This is a genomic window from Lysinibacillus fusiformis (genome assembly GCF_003049525.1).
Taxonomy (GTDB): Bacteria; Bacillota; Bacilli; order Bacillales_A; family Planococcaceae; genus Lysinibacillus; species Lysinibacillus fusiformis.
Window position 1 is genome coordinate 48,033 of sequence record NZ_PYWL01000010.1, and the last position, 14,740, is coordinate 62,772.

13 protein-coding genes are annotated in these 14,740 nt (G+C 37.7%); 3 read left to right on the plus strand and 10 right to left on the minus strand.

Features of this window, described 5'->3' with window-relative positions; genetic code table 11:
* Positions 1 to 284 precede the first annotated feature (284 nt).
* Entirely contained in the window at positions 285 to 1,469 is a 1,185-nt protein-coding gene (locus C9J29_RS18530; RefSeq protein ID WP_089986909.1) for a CaiB/BaiF CoA transferase family protein, read from the plus strand.
* A 45-nt stretch (positions 1,470 to 1,514) separates the two neighbouring features.
* Here the strand turns inward: C9J29_RS18530 and C9J29_RS18535 are convergent, their stop codons facing one another.
* From C9J29_RS18535 to C9J29_RS18550, 4 genes are all read right to left on the minus strand, one after another.
* Positions 1,515 to 2,990: a hypothetical protein gene (locus C9J29_RS18535; RefSeq protein WP_090003023.1), complete on the minus strand. Its 1,476-nt coding sequence runs from the start codon at positions 2,988 to 2,990 to the stop codon at positions 1,515 to 1,517.
* Between the two features lie 195 nt (positions 2,991 to 3,185).
* Positions 3,186 to 3,740 carry an HPP family protein gene (locus C9J29_RS18540; RefSeq protein WP_090003022.1) on the minus strand — a complete coding sequence of 185 codons (555 nt, stop codon included), beginning with the start codon at positions 3,738 to 3,740 and terminating at the stop codon, positions 3,186 to 3,188.
* Positions 3,741 to 3,933: 193 nt separating this feature from the next.
* Complete coding sequence (locus C9J29_RS18545) at positions 3,934 to 5,289, minus strand: acetamidase/formamidase family protein (RefSeq protein ID WP_090003021.1); 1,356 nt, start codon at positions 5,287 to 5,289, stop codon at positions 3,934 to 3,936.
* A 118-nt stretch (positions 5,290 to 5,407) separates the two neighbouring features.
* Complete coding sequence (locus C9J29_RS18550; protein WP_036122248.1) at positions 5,408 to 6,022, minus strand: PH domain-containing protein; 615 nt, start codon at positions 6,020 to 6,022, stop codon at positions 5,408 to 5,410.
* A gap of 224 nt (positions 6,023 to 6,246) precedes the next feature.
* On the opposite strand from C9J29_RS18550, the gene C9J29_RS18555 reads away from it, so the two are divergent.
* Complete coding sequence (locus tag C9J29_RS18555) at positions 6,247 to 6,969, plus strand: response regulator transcription factor (protein ID WP_089986905.1); 723 nt, start codon at positions 6,247 to 6,249, stop codon at positions 6,967 to 6,969.
* On the plus strand, positions 6,966 to 8,354 hold the full coding sequence (locus tag C9J29_RS18560) for a sensor histidine kinase (RefSeq protein ID WP_090003020.1): 1,389 nt from the start codon (positions 6,966 to 6,968) through the stop codon (positions 8,352 to 8,354). Before C9J29_RS18555 ends, C9J29_RS18560 begins: the two co-directional genes overlap by 4 nt.
* 25 nt (positions 8,355 to 8,379) lie before the next feature.
* Here the strand turns inward: C9J29_RS18560 and C9J29_RS18565 are convergent, their stop codons facing one another.
* From C9J29_RS18565 to C9J29_RS18590, 6 genes are all read right to left on the minus strand, one after another.
* Positions 8,380 to 8,739 carry a YxeA family protein gene (locus C9J29_RS18565; RefSeq protein WP_089986903.1) on the minus strand — a complete coding sequence of 120 codons (360 nt, stop codon included), beginning with the start codon at positions 8,737 to 8,739 and terminating at the stop codon, positions 8,380 to 8,382.
* 1 nt (position 8,740) lies between these two features.
* A complete protein-coding gene (locus C9J29_RS18570) occupies positions 8,741 to 10,609 on the minus strand; it encodes an FtsX-like permease family protein (RefSeq protein ID WP_089986902.1) in 1,869 nt (622 codons plus the stop codon).
* On the minus strand, positions 10,596 to 11,363 hold the full coding sequence (locus C9J29_RS18575; RefSeq protein ID WP_036122233.1) for an ABC transporter ATP-binding protein: 768 nt from the start codon (positions 11,361 to 11,363) through the stop codon (positions 10,596 to 10,598). Before C9J29_RS18575 ends, C9J29_RS18570 begins: the two co-directional genes overlap by 14 nt.
* 191 nt (positions 11,364 to 11,554) lie before the next feature.
* Positions 11,555 to 12,028 carry a glutathione peroxidase gene (locus C9J29_RS18580; RefSeq protein ID WP_089986901.1) on the minus strand — a complete coding sequence of 158 codons (474 nt, stop codon included), beginning with the start codon at positions 12,026 to 12,028 and terminating at the stop codon, positions 11,555 to 11,557.
* Between the two features lie 17 nt (positions 12,029 to 12,045).
* The gene (locus C9J29_RS18585) at positions 12,046 to 13,380 is read right to left on the minus strand and encodes an FAD-dependent oxidoreductase (RefSeq protein ID WP_089986900.1); all 1,335 of its coding nucleotides are present in this window, start codon (positions 13,378 to 13,380) and stop codon (positions 12,046 to 12,048) included.
* A 13-nt stretch (positions 13,381 to 13,393) separates the two neighbouring features.
* Positions 13,394 to 14,539 carry a VanZ family protein gene (locus C9J29_RS18590; protein WP_089986899.1) on the minus strand — a complete coding sequence of 382 codons (1,146 nt, stop codon included), beginning with the start codon at positions 14,537 to 14,539 and terminating at the stop codon, positions 13,394 to 13,396.
* Between the last annotated feature and the right edge of the window lie 201 nt (positions 14,540 to 14,740).

Below are 14,740 nucleotides of genomic sequence, written 5' to 3' on the forward strand. Positions count from 1 at the left end.
TTTCTAATATTTGACAACAGTTGTCAGAAAGTTGATGCAGAATCTAAATTCTAAATTTTTTTACTTTTATTGTTATTCTGACATATAAAAGTAGCATTATTTATTCTATAATAAAATTAACATAGGCAAGGAAAGATTCATTCTGTTATAATACTGATTAAAATTAAATATTCTGTATTATTACAGTTTTGCACAACGCTTTTCGCACAATGGGGATTATGAGAAAAGCGCTACTCAACCATCCTTGATGGTCGTGTAGCCTACACAAAAAGGGGTTGAAAGATTTGGGTATTTTAGAGGGGTTAAAAATTCTCGATTTTTCTGCATTACTACCAGGGCCAATGGCAACAATGATTTTTGCTGATTTAGGAGCCGATGTCATACATGTTGAATCTTCCAAACGCGTCGATTTAACAAGAATTATGCCTCCTTACGATGATGATCATGAAGCATATATCCATCAACATTTAAATCGTTCTAAAAAATCGATCACGTTAAATTTGAAATCACCAGAAGCTATTGAAATTGTAAAATCTCTTGTACAAGAATATGACGTAATAATTGAAGGTTTCCGACCTGGGGTTATGCAAAGGCTCGGGATTGGCTACGAAGCTCTTAAAGAAATAAATCCACGGGTAATTTATTGTGCGATTACAGGCTATGGACAAACGGGACCATATAGCAATCGACCTGGGCATGATAATAACTACCTTTCATTAGCCGGTGTCCTTGATTATTCTCGCCATAAAGATAAAAAGCCTGTCTCCATGGGAATTCAGCTAGCTGATATTGCAGGTGGAACGATGCATGCTGCGATTGGGGTACTAGCCGCTGCCCTTCATCGTGAGAAAACAGGTGATGGTCAATTCATTGATATTAGTATGACGGATGCTGTATTTTCACTAAATGCTATGTATGGCTCAGCCTTTATTGGAGGTGGACGTGTACCACAGCCAGAACAGGAAATTTTAAACGGTGGTAGTTACTATGATTTTTATAAAACAAAGGATGGCCGCTTCTTCTCTGTCGGTAGTTTAGAGCCTCAATTTCGAAAATTACTTTGTGAAGCACTCGATATTCCTGAATTGATTGATAATACGTTCAATGATTCCTACTACACACAAATTCGTTTTAAAGAAGCTGTTCACGATGCTTTTTTATCGAAAACGTATGAGGAATGGCTAAGAGTATTTAATGAAGATTTTGAAGGTTGTGTGGAGCCTGTTCTCACATTCCCAGAAGCCTGTGAGCATCCACAGCTAAAAGCAAGAGAAATGATTGTTGCGATTCCTAAAGGGGATGGCACATTACAACAACAAATTGCTTCTCCTTTTAAATTTGATGGCTCTGCACCAGAATACAAGCATGTTGGTGCTAAGCTAGGTGAGCATAATGAGGAAATACTAAGTTCATTAGGCTACGATACTGAACAAATCAAGGCTTTAAAAGATAAAGGCGTTTTGGAATAAAAAAAGTGTCTAATACTGTCGATGAAGGACGTATTAGACACTTTTTTATACATAGGCACTAATAAATACTCGAAGATTTTCAAAATGATCATCAATTAATAAATATTTTTTATAGATTTCCATTAATTTCTCAAAAAGCTCGAATTGCTCCGTTACAAATAACACCCGTAAAATATTTAACATATGCAAGGAAGCACTCTGTGCCACGATATAGTAAGGGACATCCGGTTGACGATAATTTTGTCGCCACTCTTCTACTGACAAACCAATATGCTGTAGTGAGTTGTTCACCTGTAGAGCAATATCCTGTTGAACGTATGCCTCAATAGCAATTAGCTGTTCACTGCTATAGTTTTTTTGTACTAAAGAAGTATTTATTTTTTTGTTAGACGCTAATACATGTTCCTTTAAAAGCAGTAAGCCATCTTCATAACGTGTCGCTTTTACATAATGATCAAGTAAAATAGCATATAAGTTTTCTAAATAATTTAGTTGATAATTTTTTATAATTGCAGGTGGTGTAGGTTTCCGATTTGGCAAAAGATCTTTATATTCCAATAAAATTTCGATAGCATAATTATTTAAGCGCTCATCCTCTAATAAATATTCACCATAATGTATAACTTTTTCACTTTGCAGTTCTCTATTTGCTATATGAAATAAAATATAGGCAATTAACACTTTTTCCTTCTCTGTTAGAGCGTACATGGAGTATCGCCATTCCGCTTCAAATGAAGTTATAAAGTCTTTGACGCGATGATAGTCACCCTCCGATAAGCAATAATGTGTAACAATTTGGTAAAGTCGTAGCTGTTTCTTTGCCAAACAGCTAGATTTATTTTTATCCACATGAGTTATACACTTATCCAGTATCAGTTTATAGTTATTCACAAAGTTATCCACATGTTCACAGCTCATTTTCATAGAATGCTCGAAATGTCCCATTATTTCATAAAGAAATGTGAATTGTTCTAATGGTCTGTGGATAAAAAGTGAATAAACTTTTTTTGTGAACAGCCAATGCCAAAAAGATGTATGTTCCTTATACATCATATGCACTAAATACTCATCCTGAAATTTATATAACATAATTGTCTGTAGCTCATTCACTGGCATTTCCATCTGCATTCTTTTCCCAAAAACCAGCCAAATTAATCGTTCTAGGTCTATTGTATGTTGGGCAAAGAGCTGCTCAAAGAAAGTTTCTTTTCCTTTTTGCGTATAAAAAAAGGCATTGAGCCGATCATTCACAAATTTTGCATCTAAACCATATTTGTCAAAATACATTTGCATTTCTGTTGATGCACGGCCCCAATATTTACGTGCTGTGGAAAAGGCAATATTCATAGCCATTTCTTCGTTTACTAAAAATCGTTTGGGTAAGAGCGAAGTACCAAGTATTTTTGGATCTTCTTGCAGATCTACCTCTGCCTCTAGCCATGTTGCAAGTAAATTTTCAGCACCCTCTACATTACCTTGTTTATATGTCATGAATAATTGCTCATCACAGTCCAACAGCATACAATTGGAGCCTCCCATCAAGTTCGACCAACAAAGATCTACCCCTATCTTTAAAATTCATGTTTTTAACACTCTTTCTTCAATATAACAAATCTTACCTAACATATGCTAAAAAAATAGTGGTATGCCTATCAAAAATGCATGCGAATAAAAAAATCCATCTATGAAGTGAATACTTCGCAGATGGCATCTTGATCACCAAAATTGTGGATATTTTCGTGTTTCTCTTAAATTATTTATTAACAGACCAAAGAAAACAATAATGACTGCCCCTATTAATACAGGCATAATTAAGTAACTCCAGCTATAGCCTCCTAAAATAATAATGATAGGATTGGCGCCCGCAGGTGGATGAATAATGCCTAACAAGGCCATGAAAAATATAGTTAACCCAACACCAAGGCTGATGGACAACATACTCGAACCTAATGTTGAATACAATACTAGACCAATACATGCAGAAACCAAATGACCACCGATAATATTTCGAGGCTGAGACAATGGCGCATTCCAAACGACAAATACAAGAACGCAGCTCCCGCCAAGAGATGCCATTAACCAAGGTGCATTTGTATAATTTGTTAACAAAAGCAACACAAAAATACAGATTAGACCACCTATCGCTCCAGTAAAGGCATCAGCAAAATTTGTCCGAGAGGGCGCATGTCCGCCTCCCTTCATCTTTAAAATAAAGGGCTTTATGATAGTCTTTTTTTCAATTTTATTTCCTACTCGCACTAATTCTGACATTCAGCACCGACTTTGCTATTTCTCTATTTTTTATACTTATATATTAATGGATATTAAACTTTTATCATTATATCAATCCATCATAACATTTCAATTCTAACTTCAAATTTCCGACAAATAATCACTTTTTCCACTCACAACTCCTACAAAAAAAGCAAACCTTTGAAAGTTTGCTTTCCTACAAATTGATTTGTTAATCGTATTGTTTTTTCACCGTTTTATAAATTCGGACCTTTTTCAGTATCGTTTTAGGTACTTGGAAAGTAGCTGTGACCATCCCTGGATGACGACCAATTTCTATAGAGCCTGTGATGGTTGCTCTATTTAATACCTCTGGTTCAGGTAACTCGAATAGCTTGGAAGCACGACGAATAGCATTATCAGTTGCCTCATTTAATGTTTTGCCAGAACCAACGATCGATACAGGGAATGCCTCTTCAACCTGCTTTACCCCAAATTCCTCTGCTAGTTCACGAGCACGACGCTTTTCTTCCTTTGTAAAAGGCTTTGCTGTATACGGTAAATCTTCCTCATTTGGTAGTAATATGGGACCTTCCAATGCTACTTTCTTCAAGACACTAACTTGAAGCTGTACAATTCCTGCTACATCAGTTGTATGTCCTGCAATCTCACCATCTCCCTGCATGGCATGCATATCTCCAATGTATACGCCACCGCCAGGAACCTTTACAGGACAAATAATCGTTGCACCTTCACGAACTCTGCTAATATCCATATGTCCATCAGTACGATGTAAATCCAATTCATCCTGTGTAAAGGCATATTCATGTGGTGCCCCAATTAAAAATGAACCAAAATCACCCGCATTATGAGAATCTGGCATTGCCTTTGAAGGGGTTGTACCAAGCTGACCTAAAAATGGGCGCATTCTGGCCATGACACCTATTATGTCACTTGGTGCTAGTGCAACAACGGGATTTTGAGTAGAGTTTTCAGGTGTTCTCATGTAATTTTTGGCATCAAGGGCAATACGACGGGCACCCTCTCGTCCAACCGTTACACCTATTTGCCCTTTATGATCAAACGTCATTGTGTAGCCATTCGTCATTTTGAATGGTGCTGTCTCTGTGTCACATGTCGAACAGCGAATTGCTTGAGGACCTATACCTTTAACAACTGTGCTTGGGTGGAGCTTGCCACAGCCTGGGCATTTTACGGAAACAAATGGATCACCAATGAATCGATCTGTAATCGCCTCATCATGACCAGAGGAAGTGGCCAGTGAAGTAACCTGAATAGACTTAATTTTAATGACGATGGCGTCCCCCACCTCAGCCCCCTCCACAAAAACAGGCTTCGTTACTTCATGTCCACCCCGTATAGTTGGTGTTAGCATGGGCCCCCAGCAGCCAGGTGTGGTATTGGCAATAATTGTTCCTCCATCTTTAACTGGCCCAAGCATTTCTTGTGAAGGGTCCAAAATACCATCTATGAACTCATTTACGAACAATGTCTCAGCGGCTTGCGGTTGCTGTATAAAGTCACTTTCTAGTCCCTCTTTGTCAAGCACTTGCAATTCGTTTGTCATTTTTCGTCACGCTCCTAGTTTGTCTTTTTATGTATGAGATTATATGTAAAAAAACGCTCTCCACATACGCAGAGAGCTATTTTTTTCTATCATGAGCAGCCTAAACTACTTGGCACAATTAATTATTCATATATAAATCAAAAATATGTGAGAAATCTTCTTTTTTGTACTGATCTTTATGATCAATCATCCAAGTATTCGCAAAGCGGGTAATTGCCTCAAATGATGCTGATGGAGAAATATTATCATTGCCAATTCGTCCAAGTGATGAAGAAGCAATATGTAAGCTTTTTTCTGCTACTTCTAACTTATAGGCATTGTTCTTTTGTTCGTAGCTAATCGCATGTAGTGCTTTATATAAATCTTTAATGTCATCAATAAAGCGTTTATGAATGTCGATGGAAAGTGGAGAATTACCGATTGTAAACTTAATTTCGACATCAAGGTCAATTGTTCCTGCTGTTTCGAGAAAAACATCTGTAATAGCGTACATAGAATAGTCATAGCGACGTAGTAATCGTTTTTTACTCATAGCGCTTTCGCCATCTACATGGAGAATGGCACGGTTTGTAAAGCAGTATTCATCTGCCTTCGTTTTAATTAAAAAGTAAATTTTCTCATCAATTTCATGTAGTATAAAATCATCTGCATCTGTTTTATCATAATCCTCTCGTTGAACGACTACTCCAATATCAGATAATCCTAATGCATCCGCAGCTATTTTTTTAAACATTGCCATTCCTCCTCATTCGTTTATACTCTTTTTACGTTTAATAGCTGTAAAGGTTTCATTCCCCCAAGTTCATTTTTAATAATTGTGAACGTAAGTATACAAAGTCTTTTCTTAGTAATACTTCATTTACTCTTTTCAGTACATTTCATTTATAATGATGTTCATAACATATAAAGATTCTTTCAAAAAGAAAGTATTCATTAAAAGAAAGGTTGTGTGAATAAATGCAAGAGCCAACCATATTAGTAGTCGATGATGAGGTAGATTTAGCTAATCTTCTAAAGGTAAGTCTGCAAAAAGAAGGCTATAAACAAATTTATACAGCTGGCTCCATTCAGGATGCTTGGACAAGCTTTCAGCAAACAAGTCCCGATATTGTGCTTCTAGATGTCATGCTTCCTGATGGGGAAGGCTATGATTTATGTAGACGAATCCGCGAAGTATCGCATGTACCCGTGCTCTTCATGTCTGCTAAAAATGAAGAAATTGATAAAATTTTAGGACTTGCCATTGGAGGCGATGATTATATTACAAAACCCTTTAGCCCTAAGGAAGTTGCCTACCGTGTAAAGGCACAGTTACGTAGAGCTGGCTATCAAACACACGATACAATTTTGAGCATTTCAGAAAAAACGATACAAGTTGGACCCTTCCAGCTTAACGCTGATGAAACTGAAGTACACAAGGATGGGGTTTTATTGGAGTTAACGGCTAAGGAAATTGGTTTAATGGCATGTTTTATGAACAACCCTAATCGCATTTTAAGTAAAGAGACTCTTTTTGAGCGTGTCTGGGGAGAGGATTTTTTCGGTTCTGATAATACAGTCATGGTGCATATTCGACGTCTGCGTGAAAAAATTGAGCAGGATGCCTCTAAACCTTTTTTTATCACAACTGTAAAAGGCCTTGGGTATAAGTTCGTCATACCAAAAGAGGCGCAAGGATGAAGTGGAAATTGACCGCACGCTTCCTCTTTTCTGTTCTATCCATTGTGATCATCGTTATTTTCGTCAATACAGCCATTCTCATGGGGCTCCTGTCATATAGACTTATTAATGATTCTCATGGAGCTACTGAATCGAAAGAAGAAGACTTCGTACGGAATTTTCAGCAGTACATTGAAATAGGAAATGGAGCAGCTTCTATAAGTACAGAAGGACTCGAACAGTTGCATCAGCGAAATGCTTGGATTCAATTACTTGATATGAATGGTCAAGTCATTGGTTCTCAATTTGCTCCAGAAGAAGCACCTTCCCATTACAAACCCATTGATTTGATACAAGTGTACAAATATAAAGAATTTGATGCTGATACGACAGTTTATGTTGGTGTCAAAGATGAGGTTAGTTATCTTGTTGGCATTAAAGGGAGTAATGTTGCAAGATTAGTCATGCATATTTCTGGCCCTTCTTTGTTGCAGTTTGCTGGTAAATTCGGATTATTCATTGTTATTGCTGATTTAATAGTCGCTGCATTGGTTGGCTGGCTATTTGGTCGTACGCTAACGACGCCTCTCTATGCCTTGATAGAACGCATTCGTCATTTAAAAAACCATGAGCATCAGTCAGTTAAAACACCTGGTGGTGTATATAAAACTGTTTTTGAAAATTTAAATGAAGTATCTAGAGAACTAGCTTTACATGAGCAGGAACGCAAACGTCTTGAAGTGATGCGTGAGGAATGGATTAGCAATGTCTCTCATGATATGAAAACACCGCTTGCCTCTATTCGTGGCTATGCAGAGCTTTTAGACGACGAGACACTCACCTCTCAAGAACAGGCCGAGTATGCTCAGATTATCGAGAAACAGTCATTGCATATGCAAGAGTTGCTCGATGACTTAAATTTAACGATGCGCTTAAGACATCAGCAACTACCGCTCACTCTACAAGACGTCAACATGGTACCGTTTATTCGTGAGATTGTGATTGATACATTAAATACCCCACAGTTTGAACTTGCCAATATAGAGTTTGAAGCAACCTCAGAAAACTATCACCATCTCATTGACGAACATTTTATGCGCAGAGCTATCATGAACTTTTTACACAACGCCCTACTTCACAACACGCCTGATGTATCTGTCCATGTATCTATCGATAAAGACTCCATTACGATAGCGGATAATGGCAAAGGGATCTCCGCGGAGGATTTAGAGCATATTTTTGAGCGCTATTACCGCGGTACAAATACGGATAATACAGTTGGTACCGGCTTAGGCACCGCCATTGCTAGAGATATTATTGAAGCCCATGGAGGTACTGTTACTATTACTTCAGAAGAAGGTAAGGGTACCACCGTTACCATTTATTTAAAAAAGGAGCAGCCCTAGTTTGACTAGTGGATGCTCCTTTTTGCTATTTCATTTGATCTTGCGCTTTATTCGGTAACTCGTGGAATTTCACCTCATCATAGGAAGAGACTTCTGTTTCTTTTTTGACATAAAGCTTTAAATAAGCATCATGGCGTAAATTTTTGTGAGCGGAGAATTTTAATGTTTTTTCTTCCCCATTTTTATTGTAGGCAGGCAGCTCATACCAATACATTTTAAAAATTTCACCATTACTTGCCTTATACTCCTCTACCTCACCATCAGCCGTAATATGGACATAATAAGTGTCTTTATTTAAACGGTTAAAGTCTACAGTCATCAATACAACTAACCCTGCTACGAATAAGATAAGCAATGCACCTATTCCGAAAAATACTTTTTTCATATTAATTCCCCTGTCTTACAATTTTGTAGAACGAACGTACAGTAAATATATAATAGATGAAATAAATAGCAGAATACGCAATCATCCATAATATGACTGGCTTCGTAATATTCATACCAAATAACTGTGAAAATGCTAGTAACGCAAATGCACTATGCACAATACCTACGATCAGCGGTGCACTAAAGATGACAGCCACTTGTCCGGCTACAGTCTTTAAGATTTGCTTACTGTTTACACCAATTTTATTTAAAATCGCATATTTCGCCTGATCTTCCTCGGCTTCCGTTAAGATTTTGAAATAAATGATACTTCCTGTTGCCGCTAGGAAAACTAGTCCAAGGAAGCTACCAACAAACAGTAATGCACCTACTGTGGCTATACTATCCTCATAGCTTTGTGGAACACTAGAGAAAGATTCTTGTTGTTCTGTCGACAATTGCTTGACTATGTCTTTTGACACGGCCTGTTGTTTCAAATCATTGTCTAAACCAATAGCCTGCATCTTTACCTCTTCTGCATTAGTCGCAGCAAACTCTTGATCATTCACGACAAGTACAGTCCCCGCCGGAATAAAGTTAAGAACGCTCTCTGTGTACATTTTTTCCACATGGAAGGAATCACCATTTTTCAGTTTGAAATCTTCCCCAGTAAAGTCATGTGAAAATCGTTCATCATAAGCTGCGTCCAGCAGCACGGCCGATCCACCAGCAATATGCAGGTTTTGATCCTTACCTTGTAATTTTGCTAAACGATTATAATCAGATTCCTTAAGTAATGTATATTCGAAAAATGAAAATTCATTATCGACACGTAAATTCTTCACAGACAGTGATTCATGATAGATAACGTCTTTCTGTGAAAACTCGACGGGATCGCCTTTCCACATAAATGTATTGGGCAGCATCTGACGTACAGATGCTTCTGCATTATAATACATACCAAAGACGCCACCGCCTGCTGTAATTGTCGTTGCACTTAAAATGGCAATAATCGACAATGACTTAGCATTTGCGCGGATACGATACAATAACTGGGAAACTCCGATTAAATTTAACCCTTTCCATGACCAAGATGTCGCTCTTTTTAAAGCTGTTAACACAAAGACACTTACACTATGGAATAAAAGATATGTCCCGACGATAGTTACGCCGATGACCATTAGTGGCGTGCCTAGAACCGTAAAGAATCGCCAAATTTCACTCGTAAACATATCAGAGGAAGCTGTATAATAACCAAATGCGATAAGCGCCGTTCCTAAAACAGCAGCTACTAAAGAGGCACGTGGAATTTGCTCACCCTGTTTTTCTGCATGAAATAAGTCAATCAATTTAAATTGGTAAATAACACGATAGCCCTGTAACGACGTAAATAAAAACAGTATTGTAAAAATGACTGCTGTATTCAACAGTGCCTCTACCGAAAATGTTAGGCTTCCAACAATTTCATACCCCATTAAGCGGACTAATATCATTAATAATCCTTGAGACATAAAGAATCCTAAACCGATGCCCAATACTAGAGAAACTAACCCTATGACTAGATTCTCGAAAAACAGCATGAGACCAATCTTTTGCTTACGCACACCTAATAGTGAATAGAGTGCTACTTCCTTTTTCCGTTTCTTCATAAAAAATGAATTAGAATAGGCCATAAAGATGACAATGAAGAACAATAAAACAACAGATGATGCACTCATCAATCCTTTAATTTGCTGAGAGGATTGTTTTAAGGCTGAAAGATCATCATTATATTTCAGTGTCACAAATGTAAAGTAAATGACGATACTGAATACCATTGAGGCAATATATAAAAAATAGTTGGATAGATTACGTTGAATATTTTTACGCGCTAAACTAAATAACGTCATTTACTCCACCCCCGATGCTTGACAGCACCTGTAGAATCTCTTGGAAAAATTGTTTCCTTGTTAGAGTCCCACGATGAATTTCCTTGGATAACTGCCCGTCCTGAATAAATAGTATGCGCTGACAGAAGCTCGCTGCAAAAGCGTCATGAGTAACCATCATAATGGTTGCCGCCTGTGTTTGATTTAAATCACTTAAACTTTCCAGCAAATCGGTTGCTGATTTTGAATCAAGTGCACCTGTAGGCTCATCCGCAAAGATTAATTTCGGTTCTGTCACTAAAGCTCGTGACGATGCTGTACGCTGCTTTTGCCCGCCCGATATTTGATAAGGATATTTATCCAATAAATCACTAATGCCGAACAATGAGGCAATACGATCAACTCTAGCGCTAATAGCCTTTGTTGGCATTTTTGCAATAGCCAACGGCAAGACTATATTTTCACGTACCGTTAAAGAATCAAGTAAGTTATAGTCTTGGAATATAAATCCTAAGTTATCACGACGAAAATCAGCCAATTCAGCATCTTTCATACGCGCTAAGTTCGTATCACCAATTATGATTTCACCAGTCGTCGGTGTATCAATCGTAGCTAATACATTAAGAAGCGTAGATTTCCCAGCCCCTGAAGGACCCATTACGCCCACAAATTCACCTTTATTTACTTCAAATGATATATTAGATAACGCTGTAAAAGTATTAGCGCCCTTGCCGTAAGTTTTCTCAACGTTTTGTACCTGTAATAATGGCGTCATATACGCTCCTCCTCTTCTTTCTGACTTTAGTATACGCCCCCAAACTTACAGTAAAATTGTCGCAAGCTTACAGCAACCTTAAATCATCTATTCTCAATAAATTAATATGTGTTATCCAAATACATTGCCTTTTTTGCTTAATTGATAAAAAAAAGATTCATACACAGTCTGTGCATGAATCCTTCTAACTATTAGGTTAAAACTTTTTTAATATCATCTTCAAAACTACTTGGTTTATCTGCCGATGCGTAGCGTCCAACAACCTCGCCATCTCGATTCACTAAGAATTTAGTAAAATTCCATTTAATGCTGTTGCCTAAAAAACCTTTAGAATGTGAAGTGAGATAATCAAAAATCGGATGTGCTTCCTTACCATTCACCTTAACGATTTTATGCATTGGGAAGGTTACCCCATATTCCAGTCGGCATTGTGAAGCGGCTTCTTCAGCAGTTGCCAGCTCTTGCTTGAATTGATTGGACGGGAAACCTAGTACAACAAGACCTTCTTCCTGATACTTTTCAAAGAGACCTTCTAATTCCTCGAATTGAGGTGTAAAGCCACATTTTGAGGCAGTATTGACAATTAACATCGGCTTTCCTTTATAACGCTCTAGGCTATAGTCAGTACCATCTTCTAACGTCACGTTAATATCATAAATACTCATTGCTCTCTACCTCCTATTTATAAACGTCCATTCATTCTTGCCACCTGTTGTAAAGGATCCCATACGCCATTAAATGGCGGTGCATAAGCTAAATCTAAATCTAGCAAATCTGGTAATGTCATTTTACTATACAATGCGGTTGCAAACACATCAATACGCTTATCAACACCCGCTGGCCCAACAATTTGTGCACCTAATAGCAACTGATCTCGTTTACGTACAACTACCTTAATGTACATACGTTGTGCACCTGGATAATAGCCTGCAATATGGCGAGCTGATAATTTAAAGGCCTCGTAATCAAAGCCAAGCTCTTTCGCATGGCTTTCATTTATACCAGTGGTAGCAATTGTTAAGTTGAAAAATTTTAAAATAGATGTCCCCACAATGCCTCTGAACGGTGCAAACTTTCCTGACATATTAAGACCCGCAAGACGGCCCTGTTTATTGGCAGTTGTCCCCAAAGGTATATAATCTATGCGCTCCTTCACAATATTAAAATGAGTGGCACAATCTCCTGCCGCATAAACATTCTCCACCGAAGTTTCTAAATGTCGATTGACGATAATAGCCCCATTTTTTGCAAAAGCTATACCAGTACCTTCTAAAAACTTTGTATTGGGTCTAATACCTGAAGCAACGATGACTAAATCTGTTTCCAAGACACCATTATTTGTGATGACCCTTTCCACTCGTTTATTCCCTTCAAAAGCTTCTACATCTGTATTTAATAATAGCTCTACATTGTTCTTTTTTGCTTCTTCATGAACATGTTGGGCAAGCTCTTCATCTAAAATTTTTGCCACATGGCTTCCTCGTTGGACAAGTCTTACCTTTTTCCCACAGGCATGTAATGTTTCTGCCATCTCTAAGCCGATATAGCCGCCACCAATAATAGTTACCTGTTCAATATCAGGCGTTAAATCAGCCATTAAGTCTTCTAATTGAGGAATTGTTTTTACGGTGTGGATACCTTCTAGTTCGACACCTTTTTTAACAGGTACAACTGGATCTGCCCCTGTTGCAATAAGAAGCTTATCATAGGAAATTTCAAATACTTCGCCATTTGCCTGTATCCCCGAAACAACCTGCTTCTCTACATCTACCTTTTCTACCTCATAGCCAACTCGTGCATCGATGCCATATTTACCTCGAAAAGTTTCAACATCTCTTGCAATCAATCGTTTGGTTGATGAAATACGACCATCTACAACATATGGCAATCCACATTGTCCATATGAATAAATAAAGCCACGTTCTAAAGTAGTTATTTCCGCTCCTGGTACATTACGATAGATTTCCATAGCTGCAGACATCCCTGCAGCATCTCCCCCAATGATGACGTATTTCATTCCACTTGCCCCCTTATTTTTTCCTTGTTGCCATTAAATCTGCGTAATGGTCGATATACAAACGACGCTTTCCTCCGCTAACAATGACACGTATAACATGAATAGCTATTATCATTGTAAGTGCAAAACCTCCTAATGAGGCTAGTAAAGAAATGACAATTTGCAGAACATAAAATGGTGAATCCATATCTAATTGAATATCACCAACTGTTGAAATGGCCTCTAATAGACATACGGTCGCAACAATCGCTACACAGCGTCTCCATGATTGCCTTACTATACTTTTGCCTTTCTTATTGACCATGGTAAAGCGCATAATTTTCATACCTACTGTTGCGCCATTCATTATACTTGGTATGAAGCCAAAGATAGTCATGTATAGTGCAATGACAACTAAGAACTCAAAAGTGCCACTATAACCCGTTAGAGCGCCGATAATGAACAAAATTACTTGTACGATAAATAAATCAATAACCAATGCTAGTAAAATGGATATTGGTTTTACAATATCCTTTTTTTCCATTTCCGCAGCTTTAGCCTCGACCTCTTCATGAGAAGGAAATAGTGCCCACACGATAGGAGCTAAAAAGAAGCCTAATAATGCACCTACACTGTTTAGCAATAAATCATCCACATCAAATATGCGGTAGGCACAATTAAAAATGCCATAAATACCTGTTCTTTGTGTGATCTCATAAAACAATGTTAGCAAAAAGCTTATTATAAATGCACGTTTCCAGTACCTTCTTTCTTGAAGAAAATAACGCAAGTACACACCGAATGGCATTAATAATAGGAAATTAAAAAATGCTTGATAAAATGCTTGCTGTTTTGTGATAGCAAGCCATGTCGATGGATTGCTTAAGACAACGCCACTGTCCTTTAAAATATCCTCGACAAATTGAAATAGTCGTAAATTTGTATGGACTGTATCTGGCGATTGAAGTGAGCAAGTATCCCTTGTAGAAGGGAATGGCAGTAATACTAAACAGAGTGCAGATAAAAAGTAAAAAATAAAGGAGAACATAATAATGGTTTTCGACATAGACAAGTAACTATATTTTCGATACGTATAAATTAGCCATGGAATAAAAAGAACAAATGATAAAATAATGGTTATGAAAAATGCAATAAGAATGGATTGCGTGTAAGTTGACATATATAAGCACCTCTCTATTTAAACTGCCCGAATTAATGAAACCTAAAACTCAGTTTAATCCACACACTCTACGCGAATATGTCATTAAGCTTACATAATCCTTAAGTCCATCCATTCACCCCAGATTTTTGAGCAATGCGATGCTGATCAAGCCGACATAAATCCCTTGCTCATAAAGCGCTCCTGTAGGTAGCAGACTTC